Source organism: Thiomicrorhabdus xiamenensis, assembly GCF_013282625.1.
Lineage (GTDB): Bacteria > Pseudomonadota > Gammaproteobacteria > Thiomicrospirales > Thiomicrospiraceae > Thiomicrorhabdus > Thiomicrorhabdus xiamenensis.
This window is the reverse complement of sequence record NZ_CP054020.1, coordinates 301,698-325,111: the sequence shown is the minus strand read 5'-3', so window position 1 is coordinate 325,111 and position 23,414 is coordinate 301,698. Positions and strand designations below refer to the sequence as shown.

Here is a 23,414-nt window from a genome sequence, read left to right as displayed (position 1 = left end):
CTTTTAAACGCGTCTAGATAATAAACTGCTTACAAATCAACTTATTAGCGACTCACTAAGCTAATTTGTAGGCTTGATGACAAACAGGAAACTGATTATGAATCCATTACAATCGCAAGCAGGCCTGAATTTAAAGGGCCTCTACTCTCCAGAATTTGAAAAGGAGAACTGTGGTTTTGGTTTGATCGCCAATATGGACGACAAACCAAGTCACTGGGTGGTCCAAACGGCTATTGAATCCCTGGCCAATATGACACACCGCGGTGGTGTTGCCGCGGATTGTTGTACCGGTGACGGTTGTGGTCTTCTAATCAAAAAGCCGCAGGCTTTCCTTGAATCTGTAGCTCAAGAAGCCGGCTTCAAACTCGGCGCGATCTACGCGGCCGGTATGATCTTCCTGAATCAGGATGAAGCGAAAGCGGATCTGGCGCGTACCACACTGGAAAAATACCTGACGAACAAAGGACTGGATGTTGCAGGATGGCGCAAGGTACCGGTTCGTTCGGAAGTTCTGGGTGAGCAGGCAGCGGGCATGGAGCCGAAAATCGAGCAAATTTTCGTCAACGCTCCGGAAGGCATGGCTGAAGCCGACTTCAACCGTTTGCTATTTACTGCACGCCGTAAAACTGAAATGGAAATCGAGCCACAAGACGCGACTTTTTACGTGGCTTCCCTAAACAGTCAGTTGCTGTCATACAAAGGCTTGGTTATGCCCCGTGAACTGCCTAAGTTCTACGCAGACCTTGAAAACGAAGCCTTTGCGTCATCTGTTATCTCTTATCACCAGCGTTTCTCGACCAACACTACGCCACAATGGCGTCTGGCACAGCCATTCCGCTTCCTGGCGCACAATGGTGAGCTAAACACGATCCGCGGTAACCGTAACTGGGCACTGGCACGTCAGAAGAAATTCGAAACGCCACTGCTACCAGACCTTGGTGAACTTAAACCTTTGGTTGCGCAAACCGGTTCCGACTCTAACTCGCTGGATAACATGATCGAAGTATTGACCATGGGGGATATGCATATCTTCCAAGCAATGCGTCTATTGGTTCCACCAGCATGGCAGAACATGCCATATATGGATCCGGATAAGAAAGCATTCCTGGAATATAACTCTATGCACATGGAGCCTTGGGATGGTCCGGCCGGTATGGTTCTTAACACCGGTAAATACGCAATCTGTGGTGTTGACCGTAACGGCCTGCGTCCTACGCGTTATGTCATTACCAAAGACCGTCACGTCACTTTTGCATCCGAGATCGGTGTTTACAACTATGATCCGGCCGATGTTGTCGAGAAAGGTCGCCTTAAGCCTGGTCAAATGATCGCTGTGGATCTGGAAACCGGAACTCTATTGAAGCCGGAAGTTATCGACGACCAGCTTAAAAATCAAAAGCCGTACCGTGAGTGGATGGATCAGGGATACATGCATCTTGAAGAAAAACTGGATGCAGAACAGCCGCTACAAGAGTGGGATGACAAAACCGCCGACACTTACCAGAAATACTTCCAGGTCACGTTCGAAGAGCGCGATGCGGTTATCCGTGTTCTAGCCGAAGACGGTCAGGAAGCGACTGTTTCCATGGGTGACGATGCTCCGCTACCGGTCTTCTCGCACAAGGCTCGTTCGGTATACGACTATTTCCGTCAAATGTTTGCGCAGGTAACCAACCCGCCAATCGATCCACTACGTGAAAACATCGTTATGTCTTTGAACACTTGCTTCGGTCGCGAACTGAACATGTTCGAAGAAGGGCCGGCGCATGCTCGCCGTCTGGAAGCCAACTCTCCGGTTCTTAGCCCATCAATGATGAAACAGTTGATGGAACTGAGCGATGCCGATTATCAGCACGAAATTATCTCTTTGCACTACAACCACGAAGAGAAAGGCTTGGAGCAGGCCGTTAAAGATGTTTGTACCGCAGCCGAGAAAGCGGCCGCAAACGGTAAAACACTGCTGGTACTGAGCGATAATCATATCGAAAACGGTCTAACCACGATCCCTGCGTTGATGGCGACCGGTGCGGTTCACCACCACCTGATTGATACCGGATTGCGTACCGAAGCGAACATTATTGTTGAAACCGGTTCGGCGCGTGACCCACACCACTTCGCAGTACTGTTCGGTTACGGCGCCACCGCGGTGTATCCATACCTTGCGTATGAATCAATCGCTGACATGATCCGTACTAAAGAGCTTGATTCTGCAAGCAGCATGAGCAAGTACATTGCGAACTTCCGTAAAGGGATCAATAAAGGTCTATTCAAAATCCTGTCGAAGATGGGAATTTCGACCATTACCTCTTACCGTGGTTCACAGCTATTCGAAGCCGTAGGGCTTAGCACCGATATCGTTGACCTTTGTTTCAAAGGCACGCCTTCACGTATTGAAGGGACTAAATTCGAACACCTTGAGCTGGACCAGCGTCGTCTGGCATGGGAAGCATTCAACCCTCGCAAGACAATGCAGCAAGGTGGTATCTTCAAGTATGTTCACGGTGGCGAATATCACGCATTCAACCCGGATGTCGTTAACAGCATCCGTGAAGCGGTACAGAAGAACGATCAGAACGCATACAACAAATTCCGTGAACTGGTTAACAACCGTCCGGCAATGACGATCCGTGACCTGTTTACTTTCAAAGACGGTATTCAAGGCATCGATCTTTCCGAAGTTGAGCCAGCCGAAGCGATCTTTAAACGCTTCGACTCAGCCGGTATCTCTCTGGGAGCCTTATCGCCTGAAGCGCACGAAGCTCTGGCGACGGCTATGAACCGCCTTGGCGCACGTTCAAACTCCGGTGAAGGTGCGGAAGACCCAAGCCGTTACGGTACCGAGCGTATGTCTAAGATCAAACAGATCGCTTCCGGCCGTTTCGGTGTCACCGCACACTACCTGCGTAACGCAGAAGTGCTGCAGATCAAAGTTGCTCAGGGTGCAAAACCGGGTGAAGGTGGTCAGCTACCAGGTCACAAGGTTGATCTGACAATCGCAAAACTACGTCATTCCGTACCGGGTGTAACCCTTATTTCGCCTCCTCCTCACCACGATATCTACTCGATCGAGGATTTGGCACAGTTGATCTTCGATCTTAAGCAGATCAACCCGAAAGCGCTTATCTCGGTGAAACTGGTTGCCGAGCCGGGTGTTGGTACGATCGCAGCCGGTGTTGCCAAAGCGTATGCGGATCTGATTACCATCTCCGGTTACGACGGTGGTACAGGGGCTTCACCAATGACCTCGGTTAAATATGCCGGTAACCCATTCGAAATGGGTATCGCCGAAGCGCACCAGGTTCTGCGTGCCAACGATCTGCGTGGTCAGGTTATCCTGCAAGCGGACGGGGGTCTGAAGACTGGTCTGGACGTTATTAAAGCTGCGATTCTGGGTGCCGAATCTTTTGGTTTCGGTACCGTTCCGATGATCGCACTAGGCTGTAAATACCTGCGTATCTGTCACTTGAATACTTGTGCCGTAGGCGTTGCAACTCAGGATGAGCGTCTGCGTAAAGAACACTTTATCGGTCTGCCGGAAATGGTCATGAATTACTTCCGTTTCGTTGCCGAAGAGACACGTGAATGGATGGCGAAACTGGGTGTAAGCAAACTGGAAGAGCTGGTTGGTCGCGTTGATCTTCTTAAGATGATCGACGAGCCGCTAACCGAGAAACAGAAAAACATCGATCTTTCTGCGTTCATCACCGACGGCGGTGTACCGGCTGATAAGCCGCACACGGTTCAGGTTGATCGCAACAACCCTTGGGATCACGGTCACATTGCTGAAGAAATGGTTCAAGAGACCCTGCCTGCAATCGAAGCGAAAACAGGTGGAACTTTTGAATTCCATCTAGTCAACACCGGCCGTTCGATTGGTGCTCGTGTTGCCGGTGAGATCGCTGAGCGTTACGGCAACGATGGAATGAAAGATACTCCGATTACCTTGAAACTAACCGGTATCGCCGGTCAGTCATTCGGTGTGTTCAACGTCGACGGTCTAAACCTGCACCTTGAAGGTGACGCGAACGACTACGTCGGTAAAGGTATGGCCGGCGGTGAAATCGTCATCCGTCCGCCACAAGCTTCTTCATTCGATCCGAAAAACACGCCAATCGTAGGTAACACCTGTCTATACGGTGCGACCGGCGGTAAGCTGTTCGCAAACGGGACCGGTGGTGAGCGTTTCGGTGTTCGTAACTCGGGCGCTATCGCGGTCACTGAAGGACTGGGCGACCACGGTTGTGAGTACATGACTGGCGGTACAGTTGTTTCTCTAGGACCTGTCGGCGTCAACTTCGGTGCCGGTATGTCAGGCGGTATGGCCTTCATCTTGGATCAGGAGCGTACCCTACCGGACAACCTGAACTCGGAAATGGTTGAAGCAATCCGCATCGACACCGAACAGACCGAAGCTTATCGCTGTTACTTGCGCGACCTGCTTGAAGAGTATGTTGCTAAAACGCAAAGCCCATGGGGTCAGGAAGTACTGGATAACTTCAGCGGCATGATCCGCGACTTCTGGCTGGTTAAATCACGTGCTATCGATATCGAGCACCTGTTTGACCTATTCGCGAAGCAAGCTGACTAAGGAACTGGAAGGAATTTAAAAATGCCAAATGTAAGACAATTTTTAGAATTAAACCGCCAGCTTCCTGAAAAGAAGCCGGCTCAAGAGCGTAAGGTTGAATTTAAAGAGATCTACGCACCGTTTGACATGAAAGACGCTATGGCGCAGGCAGACCGTTGTTTGCACTGCGGTAACCCATACTGCGAATTTGCCTGTCCGGTACACAACTATATCCCTAACTGGTTGAAGCTGGTTGCCGAAGGGAACATCATGGAAGCGGCTGAGATTTCGCATAAATCCAATTCTCTGCCTGAAATGTGTGGTCGTATCTGTCCGCAAGACCGTCTGTGCGAACAAGCGTGTACTCTTGAAGATACCAACTTCGGTGCGGTCACCATCGGTCAGGTTGAGAAATTCATCACCGATACCGCTTTCGCAATGGGTTGGAAACCAGACCTGTCTGACGTTCCAATGACCGATAAGAAAGTTGCCATCGTCGGTGCCGGACCTGCCGGTATCGCAGCGGCCGACATTCTGATCCGTAACGGCGTTAAACCGGTCGTGTACGAGAAACAACCAGAAATCGGCGGTCTGCTGACTTTCGGTATCCCGCAATTCAAGCTGGATAAAGAAGTAGTTCAGAAGCGTCGCGAAATCCTTGAGCACATGGGCATCGAATTCCACTGTGGTGTAGAAGTCGGTAAAGACATTCAGTTCCAGGAACTGATGGACAACTACGATGCAGTATTCCTGGGAATGGGAACCTACAAGCCGATGGCCGGTCGTTTCCCGGGTGAAGACCTGCCGGGCGTATACAAAGCACTGGACTTCCTGATCGGTAACGTTAAGCACGTTCTAGGATACGAAAACGATCCAGAGCCTTACGTTTCGATGGAAGGCAAGCGCGTAGTGGTTCTAGGTGGTGGTGATACCACTATGGACTGTACCCGTACCTCAATCCGTCAGGGTGCCGACGAAGTTTTCTGTGTTTACCGTCGTGACGAAGAAAACATGCCGGGCTCGCGTGCCGAGGTTAAGAATGCTAAAGAAGAAGGCGTTCAGTTCAAATTCAACTTGTCTCCGGTCGAAGTGATCGGTGACGGTAAAGTTGAAGGCATCAAAGTGGTTCAGACCAAAATGGGCGAGCCGGATGAAAACGGTCGCCGTCGTGCAGAGATTGTCGAAGGTTCGGAAGAAGTGATTCCGTGCGATGCCGTTATCGTCGCGTTCGGCTTCCAGCCTAATCCGCCGGCATGGTTCAAAGATTTCGACATCGAACTGAACAACTGGAACGGCGTTGTCGCATCCGAAGACACTCTGTACCAGTTCCAGACCAGCAACCCGAAAGTGTTTGCCGGTGGTGATATGGTTCGCGGTTCTTCACTGGTGGTTCACGCTATCGCCGAAGGTCGTAAAGCCGCAGAAGGAATGCTGGACTTCCTGGAAGTTTAATTCCCACTCCGCTTTAACAAGCCATACTGAAAAGCCCAAGTCGCAGAAATGCACTTGGGCTTTTTGCATTTATTCGCGATGAATTTGCCCTTAACGTAAAAATTCTGTTATTTTTTACTCTCATACGAAAAATCCACATCTTCGATCTATAAGGGCACTTCAATGGGATTTACACTCCATAGGGATGATGAGAACAATCTGCTTCATGCTCATTACGAAAAGGAAACCTCCTATCAGGACAGAATTGATCTCTTGGATCAGTTGATCGAAGTTCTTAAAATTCAACCCATGATGAATGTCTTGATCAATGTCTCGGAAGCCGAAAGTCACATGTCCGATGACGAGCAATTGGAATACGGCAAACGCCTTGCTCGACACGCCCATTACTTCCTGCGCAATAAAACAGCGATTGTTAAAAAACATCATAATCCGCACCCTTTCATATTGGTCAGCGCCTATGCCGAAGGGCTCGATAGCATTGTCGAGTTCTCCAAAGTCACGGAAGCTCTGGCCTGGATTAATGGCGAAATTAGTTAAAGCTATCCCAATGCAGGGACTCCGGTAACGATATGCCTACCTAAAAGATTAAGCGAATTGATTCCCGCGAAACCGAGTGTTAGATTAACCTCATAGTCATTAATGGATTGTGTAACATGATTCAGGTCACGGTTAATGGACACCCGGTCGAAATAGAAAGCGGTTCGACTCTGCTGGATGCCGCCAGAAAAGCGGAAGTTCATATCCCGACCCTCTGTTACTATCCCCGTCTGCCCTCCCATGCAGTATGTCGAATGTGTCTGGTGAAAGTTCAGGGCGCTCAAAAACCGCAACCGGCGTGCAAAACCCTGGCTCAGCACGGCGACATTATCGAAACCGACACCAGTGAATTAATCGCCTTTCGTAAAGCGGACGCGCAGTGGCTTCTGGCGCGACATCCGAACGACTGCATCCGCTGCGAAGTCAACGGTTCCTGTCAGTTTCAGAATCTGGTCAGCGAGTATCAGCTGGAAGACAAATGGCCGAAGCTTCCGCGGGGATCGGCTGAGCATCCCGAGCATCGTCTGACTGACCATACCTCCCCCAGTATCTGGCGCGATCTGTCGAAGTGTATTGAATGCGGACTCTGTGCCGAAGCCTGCGGTGAACCCGGTCAGCAGCAGAATATTATCGGTTTCGCCGAACACGGCGAAGGACGAATGCCGGTAACGGTTTTCGACAAGCCATTATCCGAAACCAAGTGCATCTCATGCGGCCAGTGTACGCTGGTGTGCCCGGTCGGCGCGCTGATCGAAACGCCACACTGGCATGAAGTTCTGCATACCCTTGATGCCCATAGAAGAATCTCCGCCGTGCAGGTCGCTCCGGCGACCCGTGTTGCCATCAGCGAAGAATTCGGCATGAAACCCGGCACGGTCAGTACCGGTCGTATGATCAATGCATTAAGGGCGCTCGGTTTCGATTACGTCTTTGACACCAATTTCGCTGCCGATCTGACCATTATGGAAGAAGGAAGCGAGTTTCTCGGTCGCCTGAAAAGCCAACAGAACCTCCCCCTGTTCACCTCCTGCTGTCCCGGTTGGGTCAACTGGATTGAGCTCAATCGCCCCGACCTGTTGCCACACCTGAGCACCGCTAAATCACCGCAGCAGATGCACGGCGCCCTCACCAAACGCGGTGCTTTCGCGCAATCACTCGGTGCCGACTTTGCCAACGGGAAAAATGAACCCTATGTAGTAAGCGTGATGCCGTGTACCGCCAAAAAGGATGAATCCGTCCGTCCCGGAGTTTCCGGCGACGTCGATCACGTCCTGACAACCCGCGAACTGGCCAGAATGATCAAAGCGCGAGGCATTCCCTTCAGCGCCCTGCCCGAAGATGACGAATTCGACAACCCTTTAGGAGAAAGTACCGGAGCCGCACAGATTTTCGGTGCCTCGGGTGGCGTCATGGAAGCGGTCGTTCGGACGGCCAGCCATTTTATTGGTCGAGAAGACAGCTTGCCCCTCGAATGGCAGCAGCTGAGAGGTGTTCGCCAAGGTATTAAAGAGGCGCAGATTCCCGGTATCGGCAAAGTGGCCATCTGTAACGGCATTGCCACATTACAGAAAATGCTGCAATCGGAGCAATGGCGCGAGGAGTATGTCGCCATTGAAGTGATGGCCTGCGTTGGCGGATGTCTTGGCGGAGGCGGAGAACCGAAATCGATGGATCCAGATATTCTGCACAAACGCATGCAGGCCATTTATCAGATTGACAGTCAGGCTCCACGCAGACGTTCTTATGAAAACCGTGATATTCAAAAACTGTATGCGACCGAGTTGGAAGAGCCGAATTCCGAGCGTGCCCATGAGCTTCTGCACACCGCCTACGCGGCACGAAATTCCAAACGTCTGCTGTTAATGCGCTTTCTCGATTGCGTTGACCGACGGGATGGCGATGCCGCAAGCAAACTCTTTCATCCGGACGCACTTTGGTCGACCGCTTCGCCCTACGGAGACATTCGCGGCGTCGAGAATATTCGGGCACTGATTCAAGACGTTCTGCCGCCAAGACAATACGGACCCAAGTATGTCCGACATACCATGGCTTCGCCTGCTCAACAGGACGATCTTACGGTTATCACACCAAGCGGCGAACACTGTGTCTTCACCATTGAAGCCGCAACGCTGAATGAAGGTACTGAATCCAGAAAGGTAATCCGCAAACTGACAAGAAGACTTCTGTAATCACACTATCTCAGGTATTTTTGTGTTAATCCTCCCCCGAACCTGAGATAAATCTCTAAAATAGTGCTCTTAAAAATCAATACCGAATAACGGCTAAGAGGTTATCTATGAGTGCTGAACAAAGCGAGACGCAAAATTCGATTAAACTGACCGAATACAGTCACGGCGCAGGCTGCGGTTGCAAAATTTCTCCGAAAATTCTCGACAGCATTCTGCAGACCTCGATGGAGATCGCTCCGCACCCGGCGCTTTTGGTCGGTAACAGCACCAAAGATGATGCCGCCGCCTACGACCTCGGTAACGGTACGTCCGTTCTGAGTACTACCGACTTTTTTATGCCAATCGTCGATGACCCTTTTACTTTTGGACAGATTGCCGCGACTAATGCCATCAGCGACATCTACGCTATGGGCGGCAATCCCCTGATGGCGATTGCAATCTTCGGCTGGCCGATCGATAAATTGCCGCCCGAAGTCGGTCAGCAGGTAATCGAAGGCGGTCGAGCAACCTGTCAGGCCGCAGGCATTCCACTTGCCGGTGGTCACTCGATCGATGCTCCTGAACCGATCTTCGGTCTGGCGGTAACCGGACTGGTGGACAACCGTCACCTGAAACGTAACGCCAGTGCCGAAGCCGATTGTCAGCTGTTTTTGAGCAAACCGATCGGTATTGGAATCCTGACGACAGCGCAGAAACAGAAAAAGATTCAGCCGGAACATATGCAGATGGCGGTTGAAGCCATGACCACTCTGAACAAGGCCGGTAGTGAATTTGCCAAGCTTGAAGGCGTCACCGCCCTGACGGATGTAACCGGATTCGGTGTACTGGGACACCTTATCGAAATCTGCGAAGGCAGTAATATCGCCGCGCAAATTGAATTTGCCAAGGTACCGGTTTTGCCGCATGTTCTGAATTATCTTGAGCAGGGTTGCACACCGGGCGGAACCGGACGCAACTTTGACAGTTACGGGCACAAGGTCAGCGGCGTGAACGGTCAGCCCTTGAGCGAAACGCAGAAAATGGTGCTATGCGACCCGCAAACTTCCGGGGGACTGCTGGCGGCGGTTAAGAATGAGTCCGTCGAGGAATTCAAAGCCGTTGCCGCGCAGCATGGACTGCAACTTGAACCGATCGGCCGAACGGTCTCTGCCGAAGAACAGTCGCACTGCGTACAGGTGGCTTAATGACCGTCTCCATTACTCAATTTGAGCAAGACTTACCGCAGACGGATGATTTCAAGTCGATCGTATTGAACAATACGCCCCTGATTGACGTGCGTGCGCCGGTGGAATTTTCCCAGGGCGCTTTCCCCAATACCGTCAACCTGCCGTTGATGACCGATGAAGAACGTCAGAAAGTCGGTATCTGCTACAAGCAGTATGGTAATGAAGCGGCGGTTAAACTCGGTCATAAACTGGTTAACGAGCAGGTTCGCGAACCGCGAGTGCAATCCTGGAGAGCGTTTATGGAAGCACACCCGGATGCGTTGCTATACTGCTTCCGCGGCGGCATGCGCTCGAAAATATCCCAGCAATGGCTCAAGGATTCAGGACGCGAAATCGTACGCTTAAAAGGTGGTTATAAAGCTTTCCGTCGCTACCTGATCGATTTTCTCGAAGCCGTACCGACAACCTTTCCACAATCCGGAATTCAACCCGTCGTCCTGGCCGGACGCACCGGCTCCGGTAAAACGCTGCTGCTGCAACAACTACAGAACACCGTTGATCTGGAAGGCCTGGCCCATCACCGTGGTTCTGCTTTCGGACGCCATGCCACACCCCAGCCGACCCAAATCAATTTCGAAAACGCTCTGGCAATGGAGCTCATCCGCTTTCAGGAAACACCGCACAGACGGTTAGTGATTGAAGATGAAGGGCGTAATATCGGCACGGTCTATATGTCCAAAGAGTTGTTTGAGTTTTTCAAAGGCGGTTCCCGGGTCGTTCTGGAAACGCCGCTTGAAGAGCGCATTGCCATTACGCTCGACGAGTATGTCGTGCAGGCGCAAAAAGAATATCCGTCGGTCGATGACTGGAAAGCGTTTATGCTCGCGGCGTTTAACCGTATCCAGAAACGACTCGGCGGAGAACGTTATCAAAGAGTACTGCAGCAGTTCAATCAGGCGCTACAGATTCAGTTAAGCAGCGGTTCGATCGACGAACACCAAACCTGGATCGAGACCCTGCTGGTCGAGTATTACGATCCTATGTACGACTATCAGATGCAGAAGCGACAGCATAAGGTCGAATTCAGCGGCTCAATACAGGAGATCGTTGACTACCTGCAAAGTCCGCAGAATGCCTAACCTCTGCAAACCGGTTGCTTTTCCATGGAATTGAGCTTCTTTCTTTTAATCATGGTGGTTATTGTCGTTGCACTCTACGACTTCACCAACGGCTTTCACGATTCGGCGGATATGGTCGCGACCGCGATTGCATCCGGTGCAATGAAAGCATCAGTGGCCATTATCATCGCAGGCATTTTTACCTTTATAGGCCCTCTGGTTATGGGCTTGGCCGTCGCCGATACCATCGGCACTTTTGTCGATATCAGTGACGCACAGGTTCACAGCGCACAAAGTCTGGTGATAGGCGCACTGCTGGCAGCCATCTCTTATAACCTCATTACCTGGAAGCTCGGCTATCCGTCTTCATCCTCCAACTCACTGGCTGGCGGCCTGGTCGGGGCAGGATTAGCATTGCTCGGAAACCAGCAGGTGAACTGGGGTATCGAAGCACTCCTTAACGGGCAGCTTGACGGCGTAATGAAAGTCATTGTCGGGCTTTTTGCATCACCTTTTCTGGGTCTCCTGATCGGTTTTCTTTTAATGAAACTGATTCTGAGCCTGTTCAAAAACTTCACCTACCGGATACGTAACCTGTTTATTGCTTCGCAGTATTTCAGTGTCGCCTGGCTGGGTTTTTCGCATGGCGCAAACGATGCCCAGAAGGGCATGGCAATTATCGGCATGATGCTTCTGGCATCCGGCCAGACGCAAAGTTTCGAAATCCCTTTATGGACAATCTTGCTGTGTACTTCGGCCATCACTCTCGGAACCTTTTTCGGTGGATGGCGTATTATCAAAACTCTGGGATTTGAAATTTACCGTGTCCGGGTCGTGCATTCAGTCGCCAACCAGCTCAGCGCCTCACTCGTCAACACCATGGCGACCCTGATTGGCGCTCCGACTTCAACCACTCAAGTGGTGACAGCGACCTTGATTGGCAATGGCGCTGCGGAAAAACCCCGACACGTGAACTGGCTCAAAGCAAAGGGAATCGTCACCGGCTGGTTTTTGAATGTTCCGATTTCAATGCTCTTAGGCGCCTTATATGCCACGTTTATTTTCCATCTGTTCGGAGGTTCTCATGTTTAGATCCCTGCTGCAAAAATACGTATTACCGAGAGAAGTCGATTTCCTCGGCGCCTTGAACCAGCATGCGCAGGCCATCAAGCGTATCACGCACGATCTGCAGTCGTGCTTTATCGAGGGCGACGAAATCTGCTGTCAGGCGGTAACCGAAGACGAACATCAGGCGAAAAATATCAAAGAGAGCAATATGAATGAATTGCTCAACAGTTTCATCACCCCTATCGATCGCGAATCCATTTTTCGCATCATCAGCCAGTTAGACTGGCTGGCCGTCAGTATCCGTCACTTCATCATCGAAGCCAAAGCCTACGAAATCCGGGAATTGCATAATGGCTACAACACCATTTTTTCGCAAATCTGTCTGAGCTCGGAACATCTTGCCAAAGGGTTTGAAAAACTGATCGAGAAGGACCATCTTGCCGTCGCGCTCGAAGCGCAAAACGTTCGCGACAGCTATGATTATCTGGTGGATATTTATGTCGAAAAGATGGCTCTGCTTTCAAAAAGCAATAACCTTCAAGAGATGTTCATTCACCGCGAGCTGCTTTTACAGTTGAAGGAGATCGGTAAACGTTTTCAAATCTGTGCGAATTCGCTGGAAGACATTCTGGTGAAAATGAGCTGACCCCTTTCTAAAAAATCTTTCGATCTCCGGCATGAGTTCCCTCCGCCATTAAACTCAGTTAAGATGGTATTTTGTAATGTTTTTTACTTAAAAAACTATCTAAATAAAACAACATTTAATCGATCAAGGAGAATAGAATGCGACCAACGTATGCAGGTTTCTGGATCAGAGCCGGGGCGACCTTTATTGACGCCATCCTGATGGTTATTGTTTTCACCATTCCCACCATGATGATTTACGGCGCCGAGGAAATGAACAACGGTGCGATTATCCACGGTTTCTGGGACTTGCTGATCAACTGGATACTGCCGTTTGTCGTCATTATCTGGCTGTGGGTACGTTTTTACGGAACGCCCGGAAAAATGGCCACCAAACTGAAAATCGTCGACGCCAGAACCGGTTACAAGCTTTCTGTCTTTCAGGCGGTAATCCGCTACTTCGCTTATATTGTTTCCGCCCTGCCATTAGGGCTCGGATTTATTTGGATCGGTTTTGATCCGAAAAAACAGGGATGGCACGACAAAATCGCGGGAACGGTGGTGATCCGCGACAATAATCCGGATGAAGTCACTTTCGAAGAAAACCGCTAAGGCCAAAGAATGAAAAAGGTCGTGAAAAAAAGCTCCTGGAGTGAATGAAGAACTCCAGGAAAGATAATGGGCTCTGTTGAAAACAATGCCCATTGGAGGAAAAGTTCTTACGGTTAACGAAAACCGCAAAATGAATACGACAAATCCTGCACTAAACGCATAAAACCAGTAAGGACATGTAAAAACACGATATTTCCACTACTTGCTCAAACGAAAACTCTTAGCACAGTCAAACAAGTATATATCATATACCCCTAAATACCAGATATATTTTCAATCAATCCGTCATGCTTACAGCGTGAAATTGAAATGAATTACGCCTAAGATAGAACCTTGCTATCCGCGAGGTGAATCATGTTCGCTATCTATAATATTCAAGGCAGACGCTTCCGCAGCAGCCTGGAACAACTGCACAAGGTGCATCAACCGAACGCCGGACAAGCTCCTAACTTGCACGAAGATGTCGCCCGCGACCAAACCTTTTCCATTTCGGGAAGCGATTCCGAGGACACTGCAGAAACCGCTGCCAATGCCCGTCACTTGCAAGCCTATCGTAAAATGCTGCAGTTAAACGAGCGTAGCGTTTTGGTACATGCCTACCAGATCATGTCGCAGCCTGTTGCCACTCTGGACAGTCGCACAACGCTAAAGCAGGCTCTGGAAATTTTTGAAAAGGGCAGCTTTCAACAGATGCCGGTATTGAACGCGCAACAGTCTTTGGTCGGATTACTGACCTACCAACAGCTGTTTAAAGTCAGTCTGCATGACCGGCTTCCCGCTGAGACCCTCGTGACGGAGTTTATGAATCCGGAAGTCATTACCGTAGACCCCGTCTCCGATGTCCGCCGAGTGGCACAAGTACTGTACGAATACCAGCTCAGTGCCCTGCCGGTTGTTAACGAGCAGGATAATCTGGTCGGAATCATCAGCAAAACCGATTTGCTCAAGGCCCTGATGATGGATCCGCCTCTGAGCCTGTGGGTATAATCCGTTTCAATCTGTATTTTCAATCGGACTAGCAAAGGAAAAATATGAGTCTGTCTGTATCTCAAGCCGTTACCCAGCGTCATTCTGTACGCGCCTTTTTAGACAAGCCGGTGAACAATGAAATAATTCAACGAATTCTGGATGCCGCACGTCATGCGCCTTCCGGGGTCAACACCCAGCCGTGGCAGGTAGCGGTTGTCAGCGGCGAGACAAAACTGCGCCTGCAGAGCGCCATGCTGGATAAATTTACGGCCGGCGAACGAGGAAAAATGGATTACGCTTATTACCCGGACGAGTGGAAAGGAGCATATAAACTGCGCCGGGTACAAACCGGAAAACAGTTGTATGGCGCCTTGCAGATAGAACGCCATGACAAAGCTGGGCAGATGGCGCAATGGGCGGCAAACTACCGCAGTTTCGATGCCCCGGTCGCGCTGTATTTCTTTATGGATAAAAGCCTGCAAACCGGCTCGTTTTTCGACTACGGCATGTTTGTACAGAATATTATGCTACTGGCTCTGGAAGAAGGTCTGGGAACCTGTCCGCAAGGCGCCTTGGGAGAATATCCCGATCTTATCCGCGAACAACTCGGTTACGGCGACGATAAGCTCCTGCTTGGAGGAATGGCACTTGGCTATGAAAATACGGATCATCCGGTCAACCAGTACCGCACCGAACGGGAACCGGTGGAAGCCTTTACCCGCTTTTTCGACTGACTTCCGATCCATCGGCCTATAAACCTCTTATAAACCTCTTATAAACCTCTTATAAACCTCTTATAAACCTCTTATAAACCTCTTATAAACCTCTTATAAACCTCTTATAAACCTCTTATAAACCTCTTATAAACCTCTTATAAACCTCTTATAAACCTCTTATAAACCTCTTATAAACCTCTTATAAACCACTTATAAATCGCTGATCAATAAAAAACCCGCCGAATCTTCGGCGGGTCTGTTATTCGGCAATCCAAAAGTGGACAAGCCGTGAGCCGATCAATCGTAAACCGGCACGAGCTGATAACCCTGCGCCTGCCACCCCATAACCGATAGAAACCCTGAACGGACCGGTTTAATGCCCGGAAGTAAGGTGTCATTATCGACGTTAAAAGCCGCTGTCGCGGCGGAACAAACTTCCATTTTAACGCCCAGTTCAAGCAGTCGCGCGATCTGAGCCGCAACTTTCTCTAGGACCGGCCCATACTGCATTTCCACTTCTTCGGAAGGTTGTGTCGTAATAAACTTTACCGAACGGGCAATAAAGACAATTCGCTGATACGGTTCAACGCCTTCTTTAATCAAATTGCTTCGGTTGGATTCGATTCCTTTTAGATAAACCAACATCGCATTCGGATTGGATTTACGGATGTCGTAGATCACATGCATACTTTCAAGGCCTTGCATTGCCTCTTTATTATTCAACTCCGCCGCAGATCCAGGAACCGAAAAAATCGTCAAAAATAACGCAAAACACAACTTCACAAAAGCAAACCGGGAAAATTTCATACATCATTCCTAAAAGAGTTAATAAAGGCTACGTTTACAACACTAATAAACATAAATATTGAAAGCAAATCAGTTTAATTTATCCACCATACACTCAACAAGAACGGCTCGAAAATATCCGTCACTTCATAACCCGATAGTCTATTCGGATCAACTTTATATCGTAAAACGACACGGCACCCGCACTAAATCGCTAGACTAAAAAGCGCACGCCCCCTTTCCCTTTAAAATCAATAGGAAAGCGACTTATGAAATTACCGATACCTGATCGAGAGACTGCCGGCCGCTGGCTTGCAGAGTGTTTACAGCAGCAGACAACCCTCCGCAACCCGCTCATATTGGCGCTTCCCCGCGGCGGCGTCCCGGTCGCTTTCGAGATCGCCAACGCCTATAAGGCCCCGTTGGACCTTATGCTCGTGCGTAAACTGGGCGCCCCGCATTTTCCAGAACTGGCAATGGGCGCCATCGCCAGCGGCAATATCAAGGTGCTCAACCAATCCGTTATTCGCGCCTATCACATCGACGACAAAGAGATCGCTGCGATCGAAGCCAAAGAGCGGCACGAACTGGAGCGGCGCGAAAAAGCTTACAGAGGCCAGCGTCCGCATTTGATACTGCAGAACCGCGATATCGTTCTGGTCGATGACGGGCTGGCAACCGGCTCGACAATGCTGGCGGCGATTGACGCAGTTCACTTGCAGAGCCCTGCATCCGTCACGGTCGCCGTGCCGGTCGCACCGCCGCAAAGCGTCGAACTGGTCGAATCCAAAGTCGATCAGGTTGTCTGCCCTTTCCAGCCGTATGATTTCTCCTCAATCGGACAATGGTATCTGCAATTTGACCAGGTAAGCGACGCGGAGGTTAAACAACAGCTTCAAGAGGCATGGCGGGAGTAAGCATGAGTGGAGATTATGATCCCTGAAATCTTTGAAAGTAACCTACAGATTCCTGCCGGTGACGCCATATTGGAAGGCAACCTGCGCCTGCCCGCCGATGCTCAAGGCCTGATTCTGTTTATTCACGGCAGTGGCAGCAGCCGTTTCAGTACCCGTAACCGCCATGTCGCTCAACTGCTCAACCAGGCCGGTTTGGCGACCTTGCTGTTTGACTTACTGACCGCCGATGAGAATCAAATCGATATGCTGACCCGCGAATTCCGTTTCGATATTCCGCTATTAAGTGAAAGAAGCCGATGCGCCATAGACTATGTCGCCCGGCAGCCACAACTGGCCGGTTTACCGATCGGTCTGTTCGGTGCCAGCACCGGAGCCGCCGCTGCACTGTTTGCGGCCGAATCACTTCCAGAGAAAATCAAAACCGTGGTTTCGCGCGGAGGCAGGCCCGATCTGGCACAACCGGTATTAGCCAAAGTGCAAGCGACGACATTGCTGATTGTCGGCGGTCTGGATTACGACGTTCTGCAACTGAACAAGCAGGCTCAGTCGCAAATGCACGCCGAATGCGAGTTAACCGTGATTCCCGGAGCCACCCACCTATTCGAAGAACCGGGAACCCTCGACCTTGCTGCAGATGCCGCCAGAGAATGGTTTCTGCAAAAACTTGGCAACGGACAGTCCGCCACATAGAAAATCCCCGACGGCAATACAGTATCGGTATACTTTTCTTAAAGCCTTCCGTTCCGGCAGGCACAAATAATAAAAGGGCAATATTTATGAGAAAGGTCGTTATTACCGGCGGCAATAAAGGAATCGGTCTGGCGCTGACGGAAAAGTTCGTCGAACAAGGCGATTTCGTTACCATTATCGCGCGTGATTTTTCCAACCGCGAAAACTTTGACTATCAGAACCATCCGCAAGTGCGCTGTGTCGCATTCGACCTGACAAAGATCGAACAACTTCCCGCTCTGGCCGATCAGATAGAGGCCATCGACGTTCTGGTCAATAATGCCGGACTTTTGCAGCCGATCACCTATGACGATTACCCTGCCGATCAACGAGACTACGCTCTGAACCTGAACATTATCGCACCGGTGCAGTTAACCACTCTGCTGGAAGAAAAGCTCAAAGTGCCGAGTGACTATAAGGCGCGAGTCGTGAACAATGCGTCCATCGCCGGCCAGATCGGACACCCCGACATCTGGTACGGGATCGCTAAAGCCGGTCTGATCAACGCCACCAAAGCGTTTTCCAAAGCCTTCCAGGGCGATATTATCGTCAATGCCGTCGCACCGAGCCCAGTGGAAACCGATATGCTGGACAGTATTCCCGAACACCGTCAAAAGGCGTTTTTGCAGAATACCATCAGCGGGCGCTTCGCGACGGCACAGGAAGTGGCTGACACCATGTTTTGGCTGGCAACCGAAAGTCCGGAATATATCAACGGCGCCTGCATCGACATCAACAACGGTTCTCTGCCGAGATAATGGCAAGGGGGGTAGCTTAGGCGTCAAACCCCTCAATCTGCTCGATGATTTTAAGGCTTACCTGCTTCAACTGGGCGAACAGCGACCAAGCCTGTTCATAATCGCCGATTTCCGTGCATTTATAGATTTGTTTGGCCAGTTCATGCATTTCATGGTGCTGTTCATACAGGGAACCGTAACCCGGCGTTTTACCGTAGCGGGTTTTGCCGATACCTCGGTACCAGCAGTAAAACTGACACTTGCTTTCATCCAGTTCGGGCATCCCTGAATGGTAAGTCGTGGAAAACTTTTCCCCCATGCAGCAGATTTTGAGGTGACGCTCAATCGCATTGACCCACCAGCGCTGACTGAAGACCGCGACCCCGAGGTCATAACGCAGATGGTCATCCTCGATTTCCGCACGGAGATCCTGCCAGGGATTCGCCTGCTCCCATTCCGCCAGCCAGCTTGCCACCCGATCCATCGGCATAGGACGGGCAATGCCGTATCCTTGGGCAAACTGACTGCCGAGTTTCATCAGCATATAGCCGATTTCGATGGATTCGACACCTTCAGTGATCACCGGTCGTTGAATCGCCTCGGAAAGGCGTAAAACGCCTTCCACAATATCCAGATTATCGCTGCGATCGAGCATGCGTTTGACAAAGTTCTGGTCGATCTTGAGCAGATCAAACGGCAAATTATAAAAATGCGCCAGCGAGGCATAGCCTGTACCGAAGTCATCCAGCAGAAAACGAATCCCCTGCTCTTTCAAAATCCGCATGTTTTCAAGCACAGAATCGCTATCCTCAAAATCACTGTCTTCCAGCAATTCGATTTCCAGCTTCTCCGCCAGATCTGGCGGATATTTCTTCAATGTTGACAGGACAAAATCGCTGAAGGTCTGTTCCTGAATCTGCCGTGGGCTGATATTGATGCTTAAGGACAGCTGCAGCCCCTCTTTACGCCAGATCTGAAGCTTTTTCAAGGCCCTTTCGACCACCCATTCACCGAGGACAATCTCTTCAACCGTCCCGTTAAGCTCGGGGAGGAACTTGTCCGGCGTTAAAAGGCCTTTTTGCGGATGCCGCCAGCGAATAAGCCCTTCAAAACCCATCACTTCAAGGCTTTGCAGGTTTATTTTCGGTTGCAGATACAGACAGAACTGTTCTTCACGCAAAGCAAAAGGAAATTCCTGAATAAGAGTCTGACGGCTTTTTATCAGTGCCGATTCTTGCGGATCATAGATATAGAAATTGAGGTATTCCTGGGACTTAGCTTCATACATACTCTGATAAGCATGATGCAGAAGGGTACTGGCATCGCTGGTATCCAAAGGATAAAGCGTCGCACCGATACAGGCCGTCAGGTGCACTCGTTCACCCATAACATCAAACGGCATGATAATGCTCTGTAAAAGCCTTCTTAAAGCCTGTTCACAATGAAATACAGAGTCGACTTGATGCAGAACGAAAGCAAACTCATCCCCACCTAAACGGGCGATGCTATCATCGATTCTTAAAGATTCCTGCAAACGCTTGGCAAGCGCCTGTAGAACACTGTCACCAAAATCATGCCCATAGAGGTTATTCACCCGTCTGAAACCGGTGATATCCATATAACAGACAGCAAAACTCTGTCCGTGCCGCGTCGCTTCCGCAATACTCTGCTCGACCCGGTCCATCATCAGCTGACGGTTCGCCACGCCGGTCAGTCCATCATGAGAATAATCAAAACCAACCCGTCGTTCTGATTTTTGACGACGGCGATAGACATCAATCATTTCGGTCACACAAGACAGTAAGTCGATGTCGTTCTGACTGTAATCACTGAGCTTATTGGCCACACCAATGACGGCAACGACGGCATTTTTCTGCACCAGAGGAACGGTCAGAAAACGCCGTATCTCCGAATGCCACGCCGGCATACCTTTTTTATTCGGATATTGCGAAAAATCATTACACAACACGGACTCATGAGTAATGTAACTCTGCACCCACATGCCGACTTGTTCGGACAAGTAATGCGCAAATTCACTGCCCATAACTTCCTTGGTCCGGCTGGAACAAACCTGCAATGCCTCATCCTGCTCGTCACTTTGCACAAAGTACAGAAAGGCGATTTCACTTTGCGTCAGTTTTTCAGCCTGATCAAGACCGTACTGCAACAAATCTGCTTCATCGCGTTCAAGAACCATATCGGACAGGCGGCTTTGCAAGGAGCGGAGTTCGGATTGCAGATAATCGCGGCTGACATCCCGAGCAATCGCAATACAGAATTCGGCACCTTCAAGGGTCAGGTAATTGGAATTTATTTCAACCGGCGTTTCCATGCCATCCGGTCGCAGATAGCGACTGTTAACGGTAATCTCTTTCAGTTCCTGAAGGCGAAGAAAAAATGCCTGCCATTTTGCCGGCGTCATATCCGGCTCGAAATCCATGACCTTTTTACCGAGTAAGGATTCACGTTCATAACCGAAAACTTTCCCGGCTGCCGGGTTTGCGTACAGAATCCGACCTTGATCGTCGGTCAAATAAGCTGCGTCCTGAATTCTTTCGAGTATTTGACAGAAGACTTCCTGACTCCCATGAAACTCTTTAATGCAGGCATGAATGGGCATAAATCAAAAACCCTATAAAAATAATCAGATTCTTTAAATTTATACCACGTATCTTTAGCTAATAAATCAAAGATTTAACTTTTAAAATTAATTTCTGACCAAAATTTGATCTCAAGCGAATCACTGAAATGAACTACCTGAAAAAGAGTGAAAATATGCAGACAAACAGAAAGACAACACCTAAGTAAGGGACAACCACGGTAATGGAAATAGAATTGAACAGGGAAGATCAAAGAAGGTTTAAAACAATAATCCGGAACGGCAGTGCGCCGACCGCAGTCCCAGAATACTGCTTTAAGTTTAAGCGAAGATTGATTAACGAATCGTCCTTCTGAACCGGGTCACTAAAAAATTTTAGCAATCAGCTCCGAATGGACTATCCTAGTTTCTAAAATTAGAACAATTCAATCGCAGAGAATAATATAGCCAATTGCTCAAGATTGCTAATAAAACCTCTCAATCCATTCAATAGATTTTGACTTAACCCTAAGTAAAATCATGGAAATTTTATGAAAAGAAGCACCTTTGCTACGTGGTTTTCCATACTCACATTGAGCGCTTTAAGCCTCACCGGCTGCCAAACAACACTCGAACAACCTAAACGCGCGGAGACGGCCAAATCGCTCCCTCCCCCATTAAGCAACGCCTACAGTTTTTCGATAATCGACAGCAAAACTCAAAAAGTGCTGACTGTCCCCGATCTGGCACAGGCGATCCAAAAAAGCGATGTCGTCTTTATCGGTGAATTTCACGGAAATCACGCCTCCCATCTTCTCGAAATGCAGCTACAGACGGCACTCTACAAACTGCGCCCGCAGCAAGTTCTAAGCATGGAGATGTTCAACCGTGACCAGCAGACGACCCTCAACCGTTATCTGGACAATGAAGTCGGCGAAAAATATCTGATCAACGAAGCGCCAGCCTGGCCCAACTATGTCGGCTCCTATCGACCGATGATCGAATTCGCCAAACAGCATTTTATTCCGGTCATCGCAGCCAATGCGGCAGCGGATATTGTGCGCTGTATCGGCGAGCACGGTCAGACTTATGTCAATCTGCTGCACAAAGAGGAGCGCGAATGGATTGCCCGGCAAGCCTTTAAGGACAATGGCGATTATCGGCAGAAATTTTACGAATTTATGGATTCCATGCGCCCAATGGATGAAACACACAAAGCAAAAAGCTATGCCGCTCAACTGGCTCGGGATAACACTATGGCCGAATCCATTCTTAAAGCGCTGCACGACTTCCCGCAGCATCAGGTTATCCATCTTAACGGCAGTTTCCACAGTGAATCTTTTCTCGGAACCGTTGCGCTACTCAAACAGCGCCGGCCGGAATTAAAGATTACCGTGATCACGCCGCTTGGCGTGGAAAATCCGCAGAAACCTCAATGGACAGAAGAGGATTTACAACTCGGCGATTACCTGTATCTGCTTACCCGACAGCCGAAAGAATTTCAAAGCAGCGTTTATAAACGCCAGATACGTCAGGCAATGTTCAAAAATGCGCAGCAGAAAAGCGAACAGTGTCGCCGCCCCGAGTAAGTACAAGCGCCGCTAACAGACCTCGATTTCATTTTCCAGAGGCGCTCCGTCTATCAACGCTTGAATATTATCCCGGGTGGTTTCGGCAATATGGCGCAAAGCCTCTTCGGTAAAGTACGCCTGATGCCCGGTAATCAGCACATTGTGGAACGTCAAAAGCCGCTCAAAGGCGTCATCCTGAATAATCTCGCATGAGTGGTCTTCAAAAAACAGCGCTCCTTCCTTTTCATAGACATCCATTCCCAGATAACCGATCCGCCCGGATTTCAGGCCTTCAATCAGCGCCTCGGTATCCATCAATGCTCCACGACCGGTATTGATCAGCATCACACCCTTTTTCATTTTGGCGATCGACTCGGCATTGACCAGATGATTGGTTTCTTCGGTCAAAGGACAGTGCAGACTGATGACATCACTGCGCTGATAAATCTCTTCCAGCGAGACCTGTTGCAACCCGAGATCCGGGCACTCTTTGCAGAGATAAGGATCGTACACCAGAACCTCGCAACCAAACGCTTTAAGCATCTTACCGACCAAACGGCCGATTTTTCCTGCACCGACAATCCCGATGGTCTTTCCATAAAAGTCAAAGCCAAGCATACCGTTCAGAGAGAAATTTCCTTCACGCACCCGGTTGTAGGCGCGGTAAAGCTTCCGGTTCAGGGCCAGCATCAAACCGACGGTATGTTCAGCGACCGCATAAGGCGAGTAGGCCGGCACCCGAGCGACTTTAATCCCCAGATCATGAGCGGCAACCAGATCGACATTATTGAAACCGGCGCAACGTAAGGCGATCATTTTGACGCCGTACTCCGCCAGAATCTGGAGAATTTCCAGATCCAGGCGATCATTCACGAAAGCGGTAATGACATCCGCCCCGTCGGCATAAACCACCGTATGCTTATCCAATGTCGGCTCGACATATTCGGATTCCCATTCCGGCGGCAAAATTCGGCACAACTGCTGGCGATCGTAAATTTTGCAGCTAAAAGAAACGACTTTCATAACCCTATCCTCATCAAATTTTCGTATAGAGCCAGTGTAACCAAGATTCCCCGGT

18 protein-coding genes are annotated in these 23,414 nt (G+C 49.8%); 15 read left to right on the top strand and 3 right to left on the bottom strand.

Annotated features, from left to right (window positions below; translation table 11 throughout):
- Positions 1 to 97: 97 nt before the first annotated feature.
- The 11 genes from gltB to HQN79_RS01410 all read left to right on the top strand — a co-directional run bounded on the left by gltB (position 98) and on the right by HQN79_RS01410 (position 15,036).
- Positions 98 to 4,588 (top strand): glutamate synthase large subunit, encoded by a 4,491-nt coding sequence (gene gltB / locus HQN79_RS01460; RefSeq protein ID WP_173283933.1) that lies wholly within the window; start codon positions 98 to 100, stop codon positions 4,586 to 4,588.
- Positions 4,589 to 4,609: 21 nt separating this feature from the next.
- Positions 4,610 to 6,019, top strand: a complete 1,410-nt coding sequence (locus HQN79_RS01455) for an FAD-dependent oxidoreductase (RefSeq protein ID WP_173283932.1) — start codon at positions 4,610 to 4,612, stop codon at positions 6,017 to 6,019.
- Between the two features lie 162 nt (positions 6,020 to 6,181).
- Complete coding sequence (locus tag HQN79_RS01450) at positions 6,182 to 6,556, top strand: hypothetical protein (protein ID WP_173283931.1); 375 nt, start codon at positions 6,182 to 6,184, stop codon at positions 6,554 to 6,556.
- Positions 6,557 to 6,672: 116 nt separating this feature from the next.
- Positions 6,673 to 8,745 (top strand): [FeFe] hydrogenase, group A, encoded by a 2,073-nt coding sequence (locus tag HQN79_RS01445; protein WP_173283930.1) that lies wholly within the window; start codon positions 6,673 to 6,675, stop codon positions 8,743 to 8,745.
- 107 nt (positions 8,746 to 8,852) lie between these two features.
- Positions 8,853 to 9,929 carry a selenide, water dikinase SelD gene (selD, locus tag HQN79_RS01440; protein WP_173283929.1) on the top strand — a complete coding sequence of 359 codons (1,077 nt, stop codon included), beginning with the start codon at positions 8,853 to 8,855 and terminating at the stop codon, positions 9,927 to 9,929.
- Entirely contained in the window at positions 9,929 to 11,050 is a 1,122-nt protein-coding gene (gene mnmH / locus HQN79_RS01435) for a tRNA 2-selenouridine(34) synthase MnmH (RefSeq protein WP_173283928.1), read from the top strand. The genes selD and mnmH overlap by 1 nt, the downstream gene beginning before the upstream one ends.
- 24 nt (positions 11,051 to 11,074) lie before the next feature.
- Complete coding sequence (locus tag HQN79_RS01430) at positions 11,075 to 12,121, top strand: inorganic phosphate transporter (RefSeq protein WP_173283927.1); 1,047 nt, start codon at positions 11,075 to 11,077, stop codon at positions 12,119 to 12,121.
- Complete coding sequence (locus HQN79_RS01425; protein WP_173283926.1) at positions 12,114 to 12,743, top strand: DUF47 domain-containing protein; 630 nt, start codon at positions 12,114 to 12,116, stop codon at positions 12,741 to 12,743. Before HQN79_RS01430 ends, HQN79_RS01425 begins: the two co-directional genes overlap by 8 nt.
- A gap of 137 nt (positions 12,744 to 12,880) precedes the next feature.
- Positions 12,881 to 13,333, top strand: a complete 453-nt coding sequence (locus HQN79_RS01420; RefSeq protein ID WP_173283925.1) for an RDD family protein — start codon at positions 12,881 to 12,883, stop codon at positions 13,331 to 13,333.
- A gap of 354 nt (positions 13,334 to 13,687) precedes the next feature.
- A complete protein-coding gene (locus HQN79_RS01415) occupies positions 13,688 to 14,320 on the top strand; it encodes a CBS domain-containing protein (protein WP_173283924.1) in 633 nt (210 codons plus the stop codon).
- A gap of 44 nt (positions 14,321 to 14,364) precedes the next feature.
- On the top strand, positions 14,365 to 15,036 hold the full coding sequence (locus HQN79_RS01410) for a nitroreductase (protein ID WP_338065239.1): 672 nt from the start codon (positions 14,365 to 14,367) through the stop codon (positions 15,034 to 15,036).
- Positions 15,037 to 15,315: 279 nt separating this feature from the next.
- On the opposite strand, the gene HQN79_RS01405 is transcribed toward HQN79_RS01410, so the two are convergent.
- Entirely contained in the window at positions 15,316 to 15,825 is a 510-nt protein-coding gene (locus HQN79_RS01405) for a DsrE family protein (RefSeq protein ID WP_173283923.1), read from the bottom strand.
- 248 nt (positions 15,826 to 16,073) lie between these two features.
- Here HQN79_RS01405 and HQN79_RS01400 point away from each other — a divergent pair, with 248 nt between their 5' ends.
- From HQN79_RS01400 to HQN79_RS01390, 3 genes are all read left to right on the top strand, one after another.
- Positions 16,074 to 16,721 (top strand): phosphoribosyltransferase, encoded by a 648-nt coding sequence (locus tag HQN79_RS01400; protein ID WP_173283922.1) that lies wholly within the window; start codon positions 16,074 to 16,076, stop codon positions 16,719 to 16,721.
- Between the two features lie 15 nt (positions 16,722 to 16,736).
- Positions 16,737 to 17,411, top strand: coding sequence for a dienelactone hydrolase family protein (locus HQN79_RS01395; protein WP_173286873.1), 675 nt, complete (start codon positions 16,737 to 16,739; stop codon positions 17,409 to 17,411).
- Positions 17,412 to 17,497: 86 nt separating this feature from the next.
- Entirely contained in the window at positions 17,498 to 18,208 is a 711-nt protein-coding gene (locus tag HQN79_RS01390) for an SDR family oxidoreductase (RefSeq protein ID WP_173283921.1), read from the top strand.
- A 16-nt stretch (positions 18,209 to 18,224) separates the two neighbouring features.
- Here HQN79_RS01390 and HQN79_RS01385 read toward each other — a convergent pair whose 3' ends face one another.
- The gene (locus tag HQN79_RS01385) at positions 18,225 to 20,807 is read right to left on the bottom strand and encodes an EAL domain-containing protein (protein ID WP_173283920.1); all 2,583 of its coding nucleotides are present in this window, start codon (positions 20,805 to 20,807) and stop codon (positions 18,225 to 18,227) included.
- 509 nt (positions 20,808 to 21,316) lie between these two features.
- Between HQN79_RS01385 and HQN79_RS01380 the strand changes: the two genes are divergently transcribed.
- Positions 21,317 to 22,354, top strand: coding sequence for a ChaN family lipoprotein (locus HQN79_RS01380; protein WP_173283919.1), 1,038 nt, complete (start codon positions 21,317 to 21,319; stop codon positions 22,352 to 22,354).
- 12 nt (positions 22,355 to 22,366) lie between these two features.
- On the opposite strand, the gene HQN79_RS01375 is transcribed toward HQN79_RS01380, so the two are convergent.
- Positions 22,367 to 23,359, bottom strand: coding sequence for a 2-hydroxyacid dehydrogenase (locus tag HQN79_RS01375; RefSeq protein WP_173283918.1), 993 nt, complete (start codon positions 23,357 to 23,359; stop codon positions 22,367 to 22,369).
- Between the last annotated feature and the right edge of the window lie 55 nt (positions 23,360 to 23,414).